Origin of the sequence: Pantoea sp. BS_8, assembly GCF_041954965.1 — a bacterium.
In the GTDB taxonomy this organism is placed as follows: Bacteria; Pseudomonadota; Gammaproteobacteria; order Enterobacterales; family Enterobacteriaceae; genus Pantoea; species Pantoea stewartii.
On the sequence record NZ_JAVAXU010000001.1, the window covers coordinates 304,251 to 320,848 of the forward strand.

The 16,598-nt window shown below is 58.6% G+C and carries 15 protein-coding genes and 1 pseudogene; 9 read left to right on the forward strand and 7 right to left on the reverse strand.

All coding sequences use genetic code 11. The annotated features are described in order from the left end of the window. Positions 1-64: 64 nt before the first annotated feature. The 3 genes from RAC65_RS01390 (at position 65) to RAC65_RS01400 (ending at position 1,206) form a co-directional block, all read left to right on the forward strand. A complete protein-coding gene (locus tag RAC65_RS01390; RefSeq protein ID WP_006119087.1) occupies positions 65-412 on the forward strand; it encodes a helix-turn-helix domain-containing protein in 348 nt (115 codons plus the stop codon). Positions 413-502: 90 nt separating this feature from the next. Next, the gene (locus RAC65_RS01395) at positions 503-940 is read left to right on the forward strand and encodes a ribonuclease domain-containing protein (protein ID WP_006119088.1); all 438 of its coding nucleotides are present in this window, start codon (positions 503-505) and stop codon (positions 938-940) included. 2 nt (positions 941-942) lie between these two features. Next, complete coding sequence (locus tag RAC65_RS01400) at positions 943-1,206, forward strand: barstar family protein (protein ID WP_033741324.1); 264 nt, start codon at positions 943-945, stop codon at positions 1,204-1,206. On the opposite strand, the gene RAC65_RS01405 is transcribed toward RAC65_RS01400, so the two are convergent. The 4 genes from RAC65_RS01405 to RAC65_RS01420 form a co-directional block, all read right to left on the reverse strand. Beyond that, on the reverse strand, positions 1,203-3,578 hold the full coding sequence (locus RAC65_RS01405; protein ID WP_375096272.1) for a virulence factor SrfC family protein: 2,376 nt from the start codon (positions 3,576-3,578) through the stop codon (positions 1,203-1,205). The genes RAC65_RS01400 and RAC65_RS01405 overlap by 4 nt on opposite strands. Next, the gene (locus RAC65_RS01410; RefSeq protein ID WP_039340438.1) at positions 3,575-6,538 is read right to left on the reverse strand and encodes a virulence factor SrfB; all 2,964 of its coding nucleotides are present in this window, start codon (positions 6,536-6,538) and stop codon (positions 3,575-3,577) included. The genes RAC65_RS01405 and RAC65_RS01410 overlap by 4 nt, the downstream gene beginning before the upstream one ends. Positions 6,539-6,540: 2 nt before the next feature. Beyond that, on the reverse strand, positions 6,541-7,884 hold the full coding sequence (locus tag RAC65_RS01415) for an SrfA family protein (protein ID WP_162285677.1): 1,344 nt from the start codon (positions 7,882-7,884) through the stop codon (positions 6,541-6,543). A gap of 162 nt (positions 7,885-8,046) precedes the next feature. Then, positions 8,047-9,222, reverse strand: a complete 1,176-nt coding sequence (locus RAC65_RS01420; RefSeq protein ID WP_133745212.1) for a benzoate/H(+) symporter BenE family transporter — start codon at positions 9,220-9,222, stop codon at positions 8,047-8,049. A 92-nt stretch (positions 9,223-9,314) separates the two neighbouring features. Here RAC65_RS01420 and RAC65_RS01425 point away from each other — a divergent pair, with 92 nt between their 5' ends. Together RAC65_RS01425 and RAC65_RS01430 are read left to right on the forward strand one after the other, a co-directional pair. Further along, on the forward strand, positions 9,315-9,860 hold the full coding sequence (locus RAC65_RS01425; protein ID WP_033741332.1) for a helix-turn-helix domain-containing protein: 546 nt from the start codon (positions 9,315-9,317) through the stop codon (positions 9,858-9,860). A gap of 194 nt (positions 9,861-10,054) precedes the next feature. Next, positions 10,055-10,612: an isochorismatase family protein gene (locus tag RAC65_RS01430; protein ID WP_054633825.1), complete on the forward strand. Its 558-nt coding sequence runs from the start codon at positions 10,055-10,057 to the stop codon at positions 10,610-10,612. Positions 10,613-10,719: 107 nt separating this feature from the next. On the opposite strand, the gene RAC65_RS01435 is transcribed toward RAC65_RS01430, so the two are convergent. Together RAC65_RS01435 and RAC65_RS01440 are read right to left on the reverse strand one after the other, a co-directional pair. Further along, the gene (locus RAC65_RS01435; protein ID WP_375096273.1) at positions 10,720-10,971 is read right to left on the reverse strand and encodes a hypothetical protein; all 252 of its coding nucleotides are present in this window, start codon (positions 10,969-10,971) and stop codon (positions 10,720-10,722) included. A 76-nt stretch (positions 10,972-11,047) separates the two neighbouring features. Further along, a pseudogene (locus tag RAC65_RS01440) lies at positions 11,048-11,410 on the reverse strand (TonB-dependent siderophore receptor); the annotation flags it as partial. A gap of 457 nt (positions 11,411-11,867) precedes the next feature. Between RAC65_RS01440 and RAC65_RS01445 the strand changes: the two are divergent. After that, entirely contained in the window at positions 11,868-12,719 is an 852-nt protein-coding gene (locus RAC65_RS01445) for an NAD(P)-dependent oxidoreductase (protein ID WP_039340431.1), read from the forward strand. Next, positions 12,716-13,498, forward strand: coding sequence for a helix-turn-helix transcriptional regulator (locus tag RAC65_RS01450; protein ID WP_375096274.1), 783 nt, complete (start codon positions 12,716-12,718; stop codon positions 13,496-13,498). The genes RAC65_RS01445 and RAC65_RS01450 overlap by 4 nt, the downstream gene beginning before the upstream one ends. On the opposite strand, the gene leuA is transcribed toward RAC65_RS01450, so the two are convergent. Further along, positions 13,419-15,134: a 2-isopropylmalate synthase gene (gene leuA / locus RAC65_RS01455; RefSeq protein ID WP_375096275.1), complete on the reverse strand. Its 1,716-nt coding sequence runs from the start codon at positions 15,132-15,134 to the stop codon at positions 13,419-13,421. The two genes, RAC65_RS01450 and leuA, sit on opposite strands and share 80 nt — an antisense overlap. A gap of 185 nt (positions 15,135-15,319) precedes the next feature. On the opposite strand from leuA, the gene RAC65_RS01460 reads away from it, so the two are divergent. Continuing rightward, a complete protein-coding gene (locus RAC65_RS01460) occupies positions 15,320-16,342 on the forward strand; it encodes a dipeptidase (RefSeq protein ID WP_033741345.1) in 1,023 nt (340 codons plus the stop codon). Between the two features lie 139 nt (positions 16,343-16,481). After that, a complete protein-coding gene (pqqA, locus tag RAC65_RS01465) occupies positions 16,482-16,553 on the forward strand; it encodes a pyrroloquinoline quinone precursor peptide PqqA (RefSeq protein ID WP_009090272.1) in 72 nt (23 codons plus the stop codon). Positions 16,554-16,598: the final 45 nt, after the last annotated feature.

The window sequence follows — 16,598 nt, forward strand, 5'->3', positions numbered from 1 at the left end:
TCACGCTTTAAGTGTAACTGCAACTGATACTAATACTGTTCGCTGTCGCGACCGGAGAAGACAAATGATGAGTAACGCTTTTATTCACGATCTGATTAACTGGATTGACAACAATATTGAAGCACGCCTCGATCTCGATACGGTTTCTGAGCGCGCGGGCTACTCAAAATGGCACCTGCAACGGATGTTTAAAGAGCACACAGGCTATCCACTGGGTGAATATATCCGTATGAAAAAATTAAAAAAATCAGCGGATCGCCTGACCAGCACCAACGAACCTATCCTGAACGTAGCCATTTCGCTGGGCTTTGACTCGCAGCAGTCGTTCAACCGCAGCTTCAAGCGTCAGTATGGTGTTGCTCCGGGTGCGTGGCGCCGTCACAGTGTGCCGTCGCAGGCTGCAATGCAGTAAACCCCGCCAGGGCCAGGTCATCTGGCCCGCGCTGTTTTATCCGCTGAGAAAACTGCTATTATCTGCATCCTGTTTTCCAGGGATGTCATCATGTCAAAAAAACTGTGGTTAGGATTAGTCCTTATCCTTATCCTCTCCTGGATAGGTCTGCGACCCTATCTGACGTCTGCACCTGCCAAAACCTCTGCCGCAGACATCGCCGCCTTAACGGATGTGCGAACCGTCGCCCGCTGGGTGCTACAGCATCAGCAGTTGCCCGATTACTACATCACAAAGAAGCAGGCCCGCCGTCTGGGCTGGAATCCTGCGAAGGGCAATCTGTGTGACGTGCTGCCGGGTCGGGCGATTGGCGGCGATCGCTTTTCCAACCGCGAAAGAAAGCTACCTGAACGTTCCGATCGGCAGTGGTATGAGGCGGATGTGAACTACCGCTGTGGCCATCGTGAGGCGGATCGCCTGGTATATTCGTCAGACGGGCTGGTGTTTCTTTCCACTGACCACTATCGCAGTTTTAAGCCGGTGCAGTAACGATGTTGCGCCTACGGTTTGATCTCGGTGAGCTGGCGGATCGCGATGCCTTTTACCGGCAGTTTGCCGCGCAAAGCGACTGTTCCGGCGACTTCGGCAATAACCTGGACGCGCTCTGGGACTGGCTGACAGGTGGCATGGCCCTGCCGGCGGAGATTTATCTGCTGAATGCCGATCGGCACGACGCGGATCTGGCCCCGGTTCTGGCGTTGCTGGAAGAGGCGGCGCAGTCGCTGAGTGGCGAACTGCGCCTGATATACGCTTAGTTACGCAGCGGTTTGAGCAGGTCGGCTAGCGCTTCGCGCGCGCTGACCGGCAGATCGCCCCCACCGGTATAGCCGTTGTTTTCGATAATGACCGTGTTCAGGCCCACCAGCCAGTCATATATGTAGTACGCCGTGTGGTTTGCTGGCGTAGCCGACAGTTTTGTCAGTCGCTGACCGGCGCTGAAATTCACACTCGGCGCAGGCGGACGTGAGAAGATCGACTGGCCACGGTTAACCCGGCTGGCCGGACGTTCCGCTTCCGGACGCTGCAGGAAGCCCAGCCACGCGACGAAATCCCCCAATACCGTCATGGCACGCGTCACCTGACGATCGGCGCGCGACTCATGCGACATGCTCTGCGCGTCCGGTTCATGCAGGGCGGTTTGCAGCGACTGCAGGATACCGGTGCGGAAACTGGCGGTGATCAGTTCTTCTATTAACCATTCCATCGTGGCTTTGTCGATATTCAGCAGCGTGAGCAGGCTCTGATTTTCCGGCAACTGGCGCAGATGGTTCAGCCACAGGCTGAAGACCTGGCGCGGGAACTGAGTCAGGCCCTGGCCAAAGCTGGACTGCTGAGGCGCGGGCTGTTCAATTTCAGCATCGCTGAACAGGTCGAACTCAAAACCGATACCAAACTGGTTCTCCGGTGCCTGAATACTGGTGGTGGCGGCAGGAACGGATGAGCCTGACTGATTCAGCCACAGCTGACGCAGGGCTTCGCGGGAAGGCTGCAGCCGCTCCAGCAGTTCTCCATGCAAACCGGTGCGATGTTGCAGGCATTTCAACAAGGTATCCGCGATGTTCTGCTTGCGCGCCGCCTGATCGGGCGACGCACCGGCTTCGGTCCAGGGCTGTAGCCGACGTTCAACGACCATGTGCTGAATCTGCGCCAGTTGCGCGATAAGCTGATCGCGGCGGGCCTCTGGCTGCATCTCATCCTGTAACCATTCGGACATGCGATCCACACCGGCGCGATCCAGTGCCAGCATGGAACCCCATTGCTGACCCGGTTGGCCGACCTGACGCTGTACCGCCTCATCCACATTCACCTGCTGATGGCGCGCATCATAAGGCGTGATCGCCCAAATCAGACGCGGTTTTTCACCCACGTCGTTTTTGGGCTGAAGGCGTTGCCATTCGCGCAGGGCGCGGCTGGCGATATCCACATCCTGACGCTGGCTGGCGGCGGTGCAGATCAGCAGCAAATCGATGCCCTGGCGGGCGGCATAGATGCCGGGGAGCAGTGTACGTTTGTGCTCCAGCAGCCGTGCGCGCAGCGCATCCTGCTGCTGCAGGCGCTGGCGTTCTTCCCGCAGCGCCGCATCACTCGGCGTACCGGGTGCAGGCAGCTCCAGCATGTCCGCTTCGTCATAGATCGCGGTGCGCGGCGTGGAGCTGAGCGGAATCGTCACCTCCAGCGTCAGCAGCGCCAGTAATCCCAGCGCCACATGTTGCGGCTTGGCCAGGCGGTTTCCGTTTAACGGGCAGATCTCAATGTGCAGCGAGAGATCCTGTTCGCTGGCCGGGACGATAAGCTGTTCGGCAGGCAGCAGAGACGAATCGGTTAACAGGCTAAGCGGCCCCAGCACGCGTGTGCTGTTGCGCAGTTGGTGGCGCAGATGCAGCAAGCTCCGCACCAGCTCATTCAGGGCCGGTTCGGCGGGCCAGAGCAGAGAGAACAGCTGGACCCGATCGTCAACGCTCAGCCACGGGGCCAGTTCAACCGCCTGAGGCCAGAAGTGCCGATCCAGTTGTGCATCATACAAATGATGGCGGCGGCACCATGACCAGAGCGTAACCAGCGCATCGCTCTCCAGGCCAGGCAGTGGCGTCGTTAAGCGGTGACGCTGCAGACGTTGTATCACGCTGTCGATGTTTGCGGTATCGGGCTGGCTGACGCCTTCGCCACACGAAATCGCCAGGCGTAGCACCTCGGCTTCGCTCATCAGGGCCAGCTCTACCGGCCACTCCGACGACAGCGGCTCGCGCTGATGGGTAAACCGCGTCGCCGTGGCGAAATCAAGATTACCCGGGTTGATATGCTGAAAATAGTTAACCGGCTTGTCGCTTAGCGCGGTGATTAACTGTCCCTGGGCATCGGCGACCATCTCCGTTAACAACCAGGCTTTGCCTGCCTGAGACTGCCCAAACAGGGCTAAAGTGACGGGGCGGGCCACCTGCTGCGCCAGCGCCTGCGTTTGCACACGGGCCTGACGTAACTGCAGGGTCAGGGTTTCGGCTTCCAGTGCCAGACGGGGCGACTGTTCGCGGGTGTTTTCAATCCATGCCAGGCTGCCATTCAGGGCGTCCTGCAATAAACTCAGGCGTTTTGCCAGCGTTTGCGGCTGGCGGGGTTTAACCGATCTCATCGTTTACATACACTCCCGCTGTCAATCCAGTATTGCGCATTGGCATTGCCAGTGGCGGAGAGAGTATTCAGTTTGAGGCTCAGATGTTCAAGCGGAACGCGCGTACCATCGTCCAGTCGGGCTTCGCTTAACACCAACGTCTCGGGGCCAGGCGCATCCGGACCGGCTTTCACCGCCAGCTTCACGCGAAGCACGCTTTCACCTGCAACCTTGCGCGCCAGCGCGGCATCATTGAGCGTCAGGCTGTACAACGGCGACGCGGGCCAGCGTTCATTATCCAGTTGGCGGAAGCCCAGACAGACATTGCCACGAATCCGGAAGCTGCTTTTGCGATCCAGCGAGAAAGCGGGATCGTCCAGGTCGATGTCGCTGTAGCACAGGTTCTCATCGGTCAGGGCCTGGTTTTCGTCCAGCATGCCGAGATAACGGATCGTGGAATAGGGCTCGAAATCGCCCGCGCGGAACCAGAAGCTGCTCAGGCGCAAATCCAGGGCCAGCAGGCATAACATCGCGCCCACGGCGGCCGTGGATTTCGGGTTATCGATACGACCATGTTTGTTAAACGGATACCAGTCACTGGTGTGATAGCCTTCCAGCGACAAAATGCGGCTGCCCGGCAGCGGTTGCAGATGACGCACCAGCGCCTGAATGCCGGGGAAGCGTGAGGGCCGTCCGGTCAGCAGCAGGACGTCACACTGATACAGTGAGACCACTTCACACATAGATCGCAGTGCCGGAATGATCGCCATGCGATGCTGCATAAACTCGCCGTGAAGCTGCGCCATGCTGACCACCAGCGGCACCTCAAGCAGGTCAAAGCGGCTGTTGCCGCCTAATTCACGCTGGATTTCGCCATTAACAAACGCCAGCACCGCGTCTGCCGGACGCTGATCGACCAGCTCACCAAACAGCGCATTAATTTCGGCATGGCTTTCCAGCGGATCCCAGTTTTCGTAACGTTCAAGCACCGCCTGCGCCAGGGGAATAAACACCTGCAACGTGGCTTGCTGCCGCAGCGTCGCCTGACCGTCCATCCGGCTGTCGTGGCCGAACAGTTTGTTGATCAGCGGTTCGGCCAGCGTCAGGCCGGCTTTCTGCAGGCTCTGTTGCAGGGCCGGCAAAACCCACAGCTGAATCACATCCAGTAATATATCGTCGCCGGCCACCTTAAAGCCTTCACGGAACAGCAGACGCGGCGTAATTTTGACGTTATTGCCCTGGCCGTCATCGAGACGGTACTGGGTAATCGCCAGGTCGGTAGTGCCGCCGCCAATGTCGATAGAGGCAATGCGCAGGCTCTTGCCGGGCTGCTCATCGGCTTCACGCGGACGATCCGGACGCGCCATGCTGCTGAAGAAGTCTTCTGCGCGGCCGGCAAAGTTCACCTGGGTTTCGTTAAACAGCCACACCATCTGACCGCAGGTGGCTTCATCCCACTCCATCTGTACGTCCGGCACGGGTTTACTGCTTTGCGCCTGCGTCTCCGCCGTAAATTCCTCGTCGGCCGGATGCCAGCCTTCAGCTTTCCACACCAGCGCAATCGCTTCCTGCATGCGACGACGAAAGATTTCACGTTCAGGTTTTGGCATGGCGGACGGAAGCGTCAGAATCACATGACGCAGCTGGCGCGGTGCATGACTTTGCGGCATGCGCTGACGCTGTGCCGCGCTGTTCATTTGCATCAGTGCCTGGGCCAGCAGCTCACACAGCATAAACGTCATGAGTGAACTGCGGCTGTAGTGAGCGGAGAACACCGGCAGGCGTTCATCCAGCGGCAGCGCATACAGCGGCTGACCTTCGTCATTCATCAGTGAGGTGAAAGGGGCGGCGCAGGCCTGCGGTTCACCTTGTGGGCTCTGCTGATTAAACCGCCAGCCCGGCTGATAGCGCGCTTCGTCCCACAGGTAACGCCGCGGGCTGGACAGCCCGGTGCTGCCTTCCAGGCCGGCACGCTGCAAGGCCAGGCGGCTGGCTTCGCGTCCGACGCGGGTCAGTGAAGGCCACATAAAGGCCTGCTCACGGCCGCTTTCCAGCGAAAAGTTGGCTTTACCAAAACGCGCTTCGGCAAATTCCAGCCGACTGTCGAACAGCTCGTTATACACGCGATGTGGTTGAGACAGATCGCGCATCTGCAGCTCGTAGGTCTGCTTCAGGCCGTTGCTCTCTTCCGGATGGTCTTCCACCAGAATACCGCAGGTGTGCGAGTTGCCGACGTCAAGAATGATATCCACGTTGACGGCTGGCGTTTGCAGCGTGGCGGCCTGGATGTGAATCTCCGTGAGGTTAAGCTGTTCGCCCAGCAATTCCAGCAGGTTGAGGTAGTGCGCCTGATATTCAAACTCACGTAGCGCCTGGCTGATGGCCTGTTCACGGCGATCGGACACGCGGTCGGTGAAGGATTCGCGCAGCCAGCCATCTACCCAGGTGTGATCAAGAAATTCCCCCAGCTCGTAGTTGTGCCAGGCCAGGGCAAAGGTAACGCCGTTCTGTGCGTCGGATGGCGTCAGTCCCAACTGTTCGCCGCCATCTTCTTCCGCCACGCAGCGCGTATCAAACGCCAGCGTAACGCGGTGCGTGTTGCCTGCGCTGTCAGGTTTCTCCAGCGCCACTAACCGCATGCGCGCCCAGTTTTCCGGGCCGCCGATAAAGCGACGACCTGAGGCGCAACGCAGCATTGGCAGCGGCAGCCAGCAGGCTTCCAGTAAGGTCAGGGAGTCGGACAGCGCGATATCGGTTTCGGGACGCACGACTTCCGGTGCGCCACCGTCCTGCGGGTAAAGTAAAAATTTACCGCTGTTACCGTCCATATTCAGACGCAGTAACGGGCCATTTGCGGTCTGGCGCACAAACTGACGGCGCGCCTGGGTTGCGGAGAGTTGCAGACCAAAATCCAGGAACTGCACGCCGCTGTTCTCAATCAGAGAAATTTTTTGCTTATCATCGATCAGGGGAGCCAACATAGTTACTTACTCTCACGCTTAATCGTAATGGGATACACACGATCCCCGGTGTATTGCGCTTCGCAGGCGGCGGCGCCAATGCTGGAATGACACACTAACATCGGCATACGGTAACGCGATTTGTCCGCGCACCGGGCGGTAAAGCGGCTTTCTATCACCATGTTACCCGCGCTGGTCATCGCCGCCGTGACATCGGCCTTACAGGTGGTGTTCCCCTGGTTGATCTGTACGCTGCCCTTGCCATTGTTAAACTGGAAGTGCATGACAGGGGGTTTACCGGTCGGCGTTTTGATGTTTTCGATCTCCACGCGCCAGCGTCCGTCAATCACCTGAACCTGACCATCACGGACGGCATCCGGTGTCACCACCAGATCGTCGGGTTTCGCGGGCACCGCAGGCGCAACCACGTTGGAAAGCGTCGCAGACGGTGCCGCTGCAGGCACAGGCGCAGCGCTGGCGGCGGTTTGCGCACCCGCTACCACGGCGGCCGGTTTCTGCGGCAAAGTGTCAGCCAGTTTTTCAGCCGGCACCATGGCTGCCGGCCTGATAGCGGCAACAGGGGCGGTATTTTGGGCGACCGGGGCGGACGGCGTGACGGGCTCCGATTGCGGCATATGCAGGATAACCGCCGTCGCGGCCGCTGCGGCAACGGCCAGCGTCGGAATCAGATACCACAGACGGAAAGCCGGACGACGCGCGGCCTGAGCGGGCACAGGCTCTGGTACAGGTTCCGGCTCAGGCGCGGGCACCTCTGCGACCGGCGGTACCACCGCGGCGGTTTCGGGCACCACCACCGGTTCGGGCGCAGGCGGCACAACAGGCTCGGGTGGCAGTTCGACCAGCGAAGCAGGCAGCGACTCCTCCAGGCTTTCACGCAGGCAGGCGAGTGCATCATCACGGTTGCGCTCCTGCGCATCCACAAATCCCCAAAAGGTGATGACAGGTTTACCGTTCACCAGATAAACATATTGCTGATTGGGGAATTGCAGGCTCTTGCCGAGTAGCGCGCCAAACAGGCGCATCGCCGGATTGGCAGCCTCGCGGGCGCGGGCGCTAATGGCTTGCAGATCCTGCTGGCAGGCGGTGAGATGTTGCAACGCCTGACGGCGTTCATAATCGCTCGCGGCCATCCAGGATTTGACTTTGCCGGAAAAAGGGGCGTACCAGTCAAGCCGGTCGCCACGTTCATTGGTTTGCGGAATCGCCAGGCAGTCTGCCAGTGCGCTTTGGCGGCGCAAACGCAGGGTCTCACGGATTTGCAGGGCGGAAGTAAATACCGGCTGGCCGTTCTCACCTAAAGCCAGAACCGCATCCAGATTGCCGCTGCGCAGAAAAGTTTTTGCCACCTGTTAGGCCCTTATCGGTCGTTGTCTGAGGCAGAAGATCGCGTGTTATCGTCAATTACGGTGATTTTACGTGGGGCAATGGCAAATCAAACCGCAGAAAAAGAGGTCAAATGCGTGGTTTTTTCGCCCGCTGCCGGGAAAATAACCAATGCCCAGATGATGTTACGCTGTTTTACGTTTTAATAACAGATGCGCGATAACGCCACCCACTAATCCCCAAAACGCCGACCCGATCCCTAAAAGCGTCACGCCCGACGCCGTGATTAAAAAAGCCAACAGCGCGCTGTCGCGGTCAGCAGGCTCTGCCAGTGCCCGTTGCAGACTGCCGCCCAGGGTCGTCACCAGCGCCAGGCCTGCCACTACGTGCACCATTACAGCCGGCAGTGCGCTGAACAGCACCGCAATCAGCGCACCGGACACGCCAGCCAACAGATAACATCCGCCGGCCACTGCCGCGGCAATCCAGCGACGACGGGGATCGGGATCGACCTCTTCGCCCATACAAATCGCTGCCGTAATGGCCGCCACACACACCGAAAATCCGCCGAACGGCGACAGAACCAACGCCAGTAATCCGGTCCAGCTCATGAGCCCGGACACCGACGGACGATAGCCGTGTGCCTGAAGGGTGGCGATGCCGGGCGCATTTTGTGACGCCATGGTGACTAAAAAATAGGGTAGACCAATACCGATAAGCGTGTGCAGCGAAAACGACGGCCAGACAGGCGCAGGAAGGCTGAAATGGGCAGCCTGTGCCGGAAAATGAAGACTGTTCTGGGCTACCGCCAGGGTAACACCGACCAGAAGCGTAATCAGAATGGCATAACGGGCAAACCAGCGGCGCGCCAGTAACCAGCTCATACACATCGTGGCGGCGAGGGGAAAGTTCACGGCGAAGTCGCTAAACGTCTGCAAGCCAAAGCGCAGTAAAATGCCCGCCAGCATAGCAGCCGCCAGCGACGCCGGGATGTGATTCATCAGGCGGGCAAACAGGCCCGTGACCCCGCATAACACAATCAGGACATTGGCAAAAACAAATACGCCCACAGCCTCATTGAGAGACGTGCCCGGCAGGCTGGTGGCCAGCAAGGCCGCCCCCGGCGTGGACCAGGCGGCCAGCACCGGCATGCGGTAAGCCAGGGAAAGCCCCGTTGAGGCGATTCCCATTGCGATGCCAATGACGGAGAACCAGCCTGCGATCAGCGCAGGCGGCGCGCCAGCCGCCTGGGCGGCCTGATAAATAATCGCACCTGTGCTGCTGTAGCCGACCAGCACGGCGACAAAGCCTGACACCACCATAGGCAGGGTAACGGGAAACGGCGGATGGCGCAGTGACATGGTCTCTTCCTCTTGTGCGTTATAGCGCACATCGTCGCATAGTGCGCTATAACGCACAAGTGCTACACTGATGCGCTTATGCAGGAGACAATATGGAAAATTTGCATCACTATCTTGGCGAGGCGCTGAAACAACTGAGGCAAGCCAATGGCTGGAGCCTTACGTTAACCGCCGAGAAAACAGGCGTCAGTAAGGCGATGCTGGGGCAGATTGAACGCGGCGAGTCCAGCCCGACGATTGCCACCCTGTGGAAAATCGCCACCGGCTTTAATGTCCCGTTCTCGTTTTTTGTTCATCAGTTGCCCATCGCGGAAGGGGAAGTGGCCCGTTATCGCCAGCACAATGCGCAGATGGCGGTGACGCCGCTGTTACCTTATGACGATCGGCTACGCTTTGATTTGCTTGCCGTTGAGCTGGCACCGGGCGCGCAGAGTGATTCTGCCGCGCATGAAAAAGGCGTGATCGAGCAGGTGGTGGTGCTGGAAGGCGAGCTGTTGCTGGGCATTGCTGATACCTGGCGGCGGCTGAAGCGGGACGAGGCCTTTCAGTTCCGCGCGGACGTGGCCCACAGTTATCGCAATCCGCTGGATACGCGCCTGCGTTTTCACAGCCTGATTCACTATGTCGAGCGACGCTGAGCACCGGATCGGGTTTGCCCATTAATCAGCCTGACTTACAAATTGAAACGACCCGCGCCTGTTCAGCGCTGCCCGGCACGCTATAATTGCCTCCCCCTGTATGGCGCGCCTGTTCGGGCACTGGCGGCGAACCGGCGGTGCGTAGCGGCATCAGCCTGCGCCATACTTCTTATACTGTTTCCAGAGGACTCACCATGGCTTTAACCACACTTGATGCGAAAACCGCTCTGATTGTTATCGATCTGCAAGAGGGGATTGTTGCGCTGCCGGTTGTGCATGAGCCACAGCCGGTTATTGAACGCTGCGCAGCCCTGGCGGCCGCCTTTCGTGAAAAAGACCTGCCTGTCGTGATTGTGAATGTCGCGGGCGGCGCACCGGGCCGAACCGAATCCCCCCGGCATCAGGGCGAATTACCGGCAAACTGGGCCACACTGGTACCGGCGATGACACCGCAACATAACGATATCACCGTCACTAAGCACTCCTGGGGCGCGTTTAACCAAACCACGCTTCATGATCAGCTACAAAAACGCGGTATTACGCAGGTGGTGATCTGCGGTATTGCCACCAGTATCGGCGTGGAGTCGACGGCACGTCAGGCTTACGAATTAGGTTACAACGTCACGTTAGCGGTCGATGCGATGACGGATTTAAATAGCGATACGCACGAAAACAGCATTAAACGCATTTTTCCTCGCCTGGGGGAAACCGGCAGTTGTGACGATGTGCATGCAAAACTTAACGCCCTGTAAGGGTTAAGCGACTTGCCAGGGGATGAGCAGCATCACGCGCATTCCCTGGACGTCTTTCGGCTGACGCGTCGCCAGAATCAGATCAGGCTGCATCGCCGTCGCTGCAATCAACGCATGGGTGTCAGCACGTCGAACGGGCACATACAGCCGTGCGCAGTTGTATGCAATCCTGCCAGCGTCCGCTCATGATACACCGCCAGCACCTGGGTCTGGTACGCGTGGCGTAAGCGCTGCGCCTGTTCACTGTCCCGCCTCGCCAGGCGCGCGATGCCGCGTCTGGTTTCCAGCCATGTCACGGCCGAAATAAAGGTCCTGTCAGCCTCAGCACCACCGGCCCCCGCGAGAACGCAGGGATCCATTCGCGGCGTCCAGCAAAATTATCCCGGCATGTAACAACGTCATGCCTGAAAAATAAGGTAAAGAGCGAGTCAGCGGTCACGAAGCACCTGCGCAGCCGCCTGCGTTTACTGGAACTGTCAGGCCAACGCTGTAGTTGCGTCCCGGTACCGATTCGTAATAACGGCCATTGCTTTCGTTGACGATGACTGAGCCCATATAGTCAACCAGATTATCGACCCGGCCAACCAGATCCTGTGTTTATGCATCAACCAGCCATTTTTAGCCGCTGTTTACCACCGTTACGGCATACGAAGGTGCACGCACTGTGTTGCTGTCATCTGCGGCAATATTGCTCATATAACGCCATTCCGCGACCGCATAAAAGCCCTGTTCAGGGGCTGATTCTAAGCCGGTATCGATCCGGTTGCGCACGATACCGGGCATCCGCTTGCCGTCGCAGTCAGCGGCAGAGAAAAGATGGCAGGCAGCACAAAAAACGGCAGGCTTTACCGGCGTAATCGCTTAATATCCCTCTGTATTTGGCCTGAAAGCGGCTATCCCCGGGGATGTCGCCAGCCCGATGCGGGGCGAACGCCACGACGACTGGCGGCAGGTCGCAGTATAGGGGGATAAACGAACCCACGGGCACAGTCGCCCTCATGTTAATCGTTTTGTCTGTTGTCTGGAAAAACGTAAATGTTCAGCCGATGGATGTAACCGTGAGACGGGCATCCTGGGTAGATCTCTCCCGCGTTTGGCCCGGTTGCGGGCCGAACGACAGGCGGCGTTGTCAGTAACTGGTTTGGGAAGCCACAGCGGACGTTAACGGAAGGACGAGGTAACCGATGCTACCTTTTATCTTACGCCAACCCGTATGAGCAACACGGGCCTGACTATTCACTACAAGGAAATCAGCATGAACGTAGCGGTTTTAGGATTGGGCGCCATGGGGCACGCCTTTGCAGCGAATTTACTGAAAAAAGGGTTTGAGGTTCACGGCTGGAACCGCACGCGCGCACGGGGCGAAGACCTGGTTGACGCCGGGCTGAACCTTGCGGATTCGGCATCTGAAGCGGTAAGCGAGGCTGATGTCGTGATTGCGATGTTATCCGATGGCGAAACGACAGCGCAGGTGCTGCATGAGGTGAACGCGGCTCTGAAGCAGGGCGCCACGCTGTGTCAGATGGGGACCATTGGCGTTGAAAATACCGATGCGCTGATCGCCTTCTTTGCTCAAACGCGCCCGGATGTGGTGTTTATCGATGCACCGGTTTCCGGCACCAAAGCGCCTGCGGAAAACGCCCAGATTCTGGTGCTGGCCAGCGGCGACCGCTCGCGTGCCCAGGCTGCTGAAGCGGTGTTTGCCGCGATAGGTAAAGGCACGCAGTGGCTGGGCGAGGCGGGCAAAAGTTCGCGTATGAAACTGGTGATCAACAGCTGGTTAATCGGCCTGATGCAAAGTCTGGCGGAGAGCAACCGACTCGCTGAACAGTTTGGTTTTTCAACCCACGATCTGTGGCAGGTGCTGGACGGCGGTCCGCTGGCCGCGCCGTATGCCAAAATGAAGCTCGCCATGATGGAAAGCGAAGATTACACGCCGCAGATGCATCTGCAGTGGGCGCTTAAAGATGCCCGGCTGGCGCTTGAGGCGTCGGACAGCACACTGCCCGCGCTGGAAAATATCGCCCGCGTCTGGCAGCAGGCCGTGGAGGCCGGGCACGGCGAAGAGGATTTAGCGGTGATCTATAAGTACCTTAAGTCGCAATGAGTGCAACGATCAGTTTCGATTTCAGCACGCGTCCGCTGGTGCCGCTGGCGCACGATTATCCGCACGGGGCAACGGAGCCCTGGCATTTTCATCGTTGTGCGCAGTTGATTCATACCTTAAGTGGCGTGGTGCGGGTTGAAACCGAACAGGGCAGTTGGGTGGTACCGCCCAGCCGCGGCGTCTGGCTGCCAGCCATGACGCGCCATAGCTTACAGATTACCGGCGCGGTCGCGGCCCGGGTGCTGTTTGTGGACCCGCTGGCCAGGGCCGATCTGCCTGCCAGTTGCCAGGTCGTACAAATTTCGGCCCTGCTGCGGGCGCTGATCGTCAGCGCCATGGATTTACCGATTTCCTATGCGCCCGCCAGCCGGGCGGAACGGATTTACGAGCTGATCCTGGATGAAATTCGCGGCATGGATGTGCTGCCCTTTGCCTTGCCCGTGCCCGACAGCCCGCGTTTACAGGCATTGTGCATGCAGATTCAGGCGGAGCCCGCCGGTGACTGGACGCTGGCCCGCGCCAGCGAATGGCTTAATGTGTCTGGCCGGACGCTGGCCCGTCACTTCGAACGTGAAACCGGGCTTTATTTCAGCGAGTGGGTACGCCGTGCGCGCGTGGCCATTGCCCTGACCCGGCTGGCACAGGGCGACCCGGTTCTACAGGTCGCCCTCGATCTGGGCTATGAGAGCCCCGGTGCGTTTAGTGCGATGTTTCGTCGTGTGCTCGGTGTGGCACCGACGGACTACTTTCCGGCGGCAGAAAGTGACCTGCCGCGTTGAGGAGGGCCTGCAGGGCGGCACGTGACGTATCGCTGTCGATGCTGACGCCCCATGCGCGCTCTCCCTGAAGATTGATACAGCTGACATAGGCAACCGATCGGCTGTCGCTGCGTTTTCCCAGCGTGTGTTCATGGTAATGTTCGATCGTTAACGTCAGATCGCAGGCGTGACGCAGCGCGTTGACGGCGGCGGACAACAGCCCGTTACCGCAGCCTGTCAGCAGGAGAAGGTGGTCGTGATGGCGGACGTGGGCCCGCAGGCGCGTTTGCTCGCCTTGTTCGCTTTCACTCTGGGCATCCATCAGACGCAGCGTGGGCCGATCAATCTGGTAGTGACGACAGAACAGTTGCCAGACCGCGTGCTGCGTCATTTCTTTTCCGTGGGTATCGGTTTCCTGTTGTACACACCGACTGAAATCCTGCTGAAGGGCGCGCGGCAGTTGCAGACCGTGGTTCTGCTCCAGCAGCCAGGCCGCCCCACTTTTCCCCGACTGGCTGTTAACCCGAATCACCGCTTCATAACTGCTGCCGATATCCGCCGGGTCGAGGGGCAAATAGGGCATCTGCCACACGGTTTCCTGCTGCTGTGCGCGCCAGGTAAACCCCTTTTTGATCGCATCCTGATGCGAACCGGAAAACGCGGTGAACACCAGTTCGCCGGCATAGGGATGACGCGGATGGACGGGCAGTTTATTGCAGGCGGTGACGACCTCAATCACGCGGGCCATGTCACTGAAATCCAGTCCGGGGGCAACACCCTGGGTATAAAGATTTAACGCCAGCGTCACCAGATCCACATTCCCCGTGCGCTCTCCGTTACCTAACAGGCAGCCTTCAATGCGGTCCGCACCGGCTAACAGCGCCAGTTCCGCGCAGGCAACGCCCGTGCCGCGATCGTTATGCGGATGAACGCTAATGCACACTGCCTGTCGACGACTAAAGTGACGACAGAAAAATTCAATCTGATCGGCATACACATTGGGCGTGTTAACTTCAACCGTGGCGGGTAAGTTGATGATCATGGGGCGTTCAGGCCCGGGTTCCCAGACGGCGGCCACCGCTTCACAAATGTCGAGGGCAAACGCTGGCTCGGTAAAGCAGAAGGTTTCCGGCGAGTATTCAAAGGTCCACAGTGTCTCGGGTGCGGCCTCGCAGGCGGCCCGGATTTCCCGCGCGCTGTCGGTAGCCAGCGCCACAATCTGCGCTTTACTCTGGTTAAATACACGTTCCCGGAACAGCGGTGCGGTGGCATTGTACAAATGGATAATGGCGCGCGGTGCGCCTTTCAGGGCGCAGAAGGTCGTCTCAATCAGATCGTGGCGCGCGGGGGTTAAAACCTGCACCGTCACGTCTTCAGGAATGCGCTGCTGTTCAATCAAATCCCGTACGAAGTCAAAGTCGGTTTGCGAGGCTGACGGGAAGGCGACTTCGATTTCTTTGGCCCCGCAGTCCAGCAATAATTGCCAGAACTGCAGCTTTTGCGCGCGACTCATCGGTTCAGCCAGCGCCTGATTGCCATCCCGCAGGTCGGTAGACAGCCAGCGCGGCGCACGGCTGATTGACCGCGAAGGCCACTGACGGTCAGGCAGGTCAACCAGGGGGAAAGGGCGGTATTTCTCGGCGGGATTCGTTAACATTGCGTTCTCCTTTTCGGTGTCAGCTCAGTGTGGCGAAAGCGCAGCCATGCGGCGCGCGCAAAACTGACAACCTGATACGCAAAAGTGACAACCGTGATTCATGGGCTGTGGCACGGCGTGCGCTGCCATTTGCCGAAGCGGGGCGACAGCGTTAGCATAACCCGATGTTCTTGAGGGGGTTTTCTATGCAGATTTTCGACGGGCACAACGATCTGTTACTGAATTTGTGGCTGCACCATCGTGATGCGCCTGCTGAGGCGTTCTTTGCCGGCGTGCCTGAGGGCCATCTGGATTACCCTCGCATCCAGCAGGGCGGATTCGCAGGTGGGCTGTGCGCGATTTTTGTTCTGCCGAAGGATTACCTGGCGCAGGTCGCGTCCACGCGTGCTGCAGAAGAACCTTATGATCCCCTGACGATAATGTGGCAGCAGCTTGACCTGCTGCAGCGTATCGTGGCGCATGCGGAGGGGCGGGTAAAACTGTGCCGCAGCGCGGCAGAAATCGACGCCTGTCGCGCTGAGGGCGTTTTGGCGTTAGTCGCCCATATCGAAGGCGCGGATGCGCTGGATCCCGACGGCGAGGCGTTGACGGCGTTTTATCATGCCGGGGTGCGCTCGATTGGGCCTTTCTGGAATCTGAAAAACCGCTTCGGCGAAGGGGTTAGCGGCAGCTTTCCGGGATCACCCGACACCGGTCCCGGCCTGACGGCAGAAGGGGAAGCGCTTATCAGGCAGGCGGCCGCGCTGAATATGATGATTGATGTGTCCCATATGAACGAGAAGGCATTCTGGGATACCGCGCGGCTCGGCCTTTCCCCACTGGTCGCCAGTCATTCCAATGCGCATGCTCTCTGTCCGCAACCCCGTAACCTGACGGATGATCAGCTTCGGGCGATTCGCGACAGCGGCGGTGTGGTCGGGATTAACTTTGGCAACGCTTTTCTGCGTGCTGACGGAAAACGTGACAGCGACACCGATTTGACAGAAATCGTCAAACATTGCGATCACCTTATTAACATAATGGGCAGCGATCATGTGGCCTTCGGGTCAGACTTTGACGGCATTTCGGTGCCCGATGCGCTCGGCGATGTCAGTGGGTTGCCCCGGTTGCTCGCTGTTTTTCGCGACAAAGGCTATGATGAAAGCGTGCTGGAGAAATTGACGTGGGGAAACTGGCTGCGGGTTTTACATCTTACCGGCATCCGTTAACACGTTTTCTTACGGGCTTTTCGTTGATTTCACCCCAGGGTCTGCGAGAAAATAGCGTGACAAGGTTCGCATTTTAATCCCTGTTACGATGCTGTCTTGCAGTACGTTCTTTGTCTGTTTATTTATAAGGAAGAAAATTATGTGGAAAAAACCAACATTTGTTGATCTGCGCCTCGGTCTGGAAGTAACACTGTACATTTCCAACCGTTAATCCTTTGCCCGCCGCTTGTGCGGGCATTTTGTTTCAACACCTGGT

What these genes read in the sequence shown, in the direction of transcription:
- RAC65_RS01405 (WP_375096272.1), bottom strand. Translation starts at nt 3,578, where the DNA reads ATGAGATCGGTTAAACCCCGCCAGCCGCAAACGCTGGCAAAACGCCTG.
- RAC65_RS01435 (WP_375096273.1), bottom strand. Translation starts at nt 10,971, where the DNA reads ATGGATCCCTGCGTTCTCGCGGGGGCCGGTGGTGCTGAGGCTGACAGG.
- RAC65_RS01390 (WP_006119087.1), top strand. Translation starts at nt 65, where the DNA reads ATGATGAGTAACGCTTTTATTCACGATCTGATTAACTGGATTGACAAC.
- RAC65_RS01395 (WP_006119088.1), top strand. Translation starts at nt 503, where the DNA reads ATGTCAAAAAAACTGTGGTTAGGATTAGTCCTTATCCTTATCCTCTCC.
- RAC65_RS01460 (WP_033741345.1), top strand. Translation starts at nt 15,320, where the DNA reads ATGCAGATTTTCGACGGGCACAACGATCTGTTACTGAATTTGTGGCTG.
- RAC65_RS01445 (WP_039340431.1), top strand. Translation starts at nt 11,868, where the DNA reads ATGAACGTAGCGGTTTTAGGATTGGGCGCCATGGGGCACGCCTTTGCA.
- RAC65_RS01400 (WP_033741324.1), top strand. Translation starts at nt 943, where the DNA reads ATGTTGCGCCTACGGTTTGATCTCGGTGAGCTGGCGGATCGCGATGCC.
- RAC65_RS01420 (WP_133745212.1), bottom strand. Translation starts at nt 9,222, where the DNA reads ATGTCACTGCGCCATCCGCCGTTTCCCGTTACCCTGCCTATGGTGGTG.
- RAC65_RS01425 (WP_033741332.1), top strand. Translation starts at nt 9,315, where the DNA reads ATGGAAAATTTGCATCACTATCTTGGCGAGGCGCTGAAACAACTGAGG.
- leuA (WP_375096275.1), bottom strand. Translation starts at nt 15,134, where the DNA reads ATGTTAACGAATCCCGCCGAGAAATACCGCCCTTTCCCCCTGGTTGAC.
- RAC65_RS01450 (WP_375096274.1), top strand. Translation starts at nt 12,716, where the DNA reads ATGAGTGCAACGATCAGTTTCGATTTCAGCACGCGTCCGCTGGTGCCG.
- RAC65_RS01410 (WP_039340438.1), bottom strand. Translation starts at nt 6,538, where the DNA reads ATGTTGGCTCCCCTGATCGATGATAAGCAAAAAATTTCTCTGATTGAG.
- RAC65_RS01430 (WP_054633825.1), top strand. Translation starts at nt 10,055, where the DNA reads ATGGCTTTAACCACACTTGATGCGAAAACCGCTCTGATTGTTATCGAT.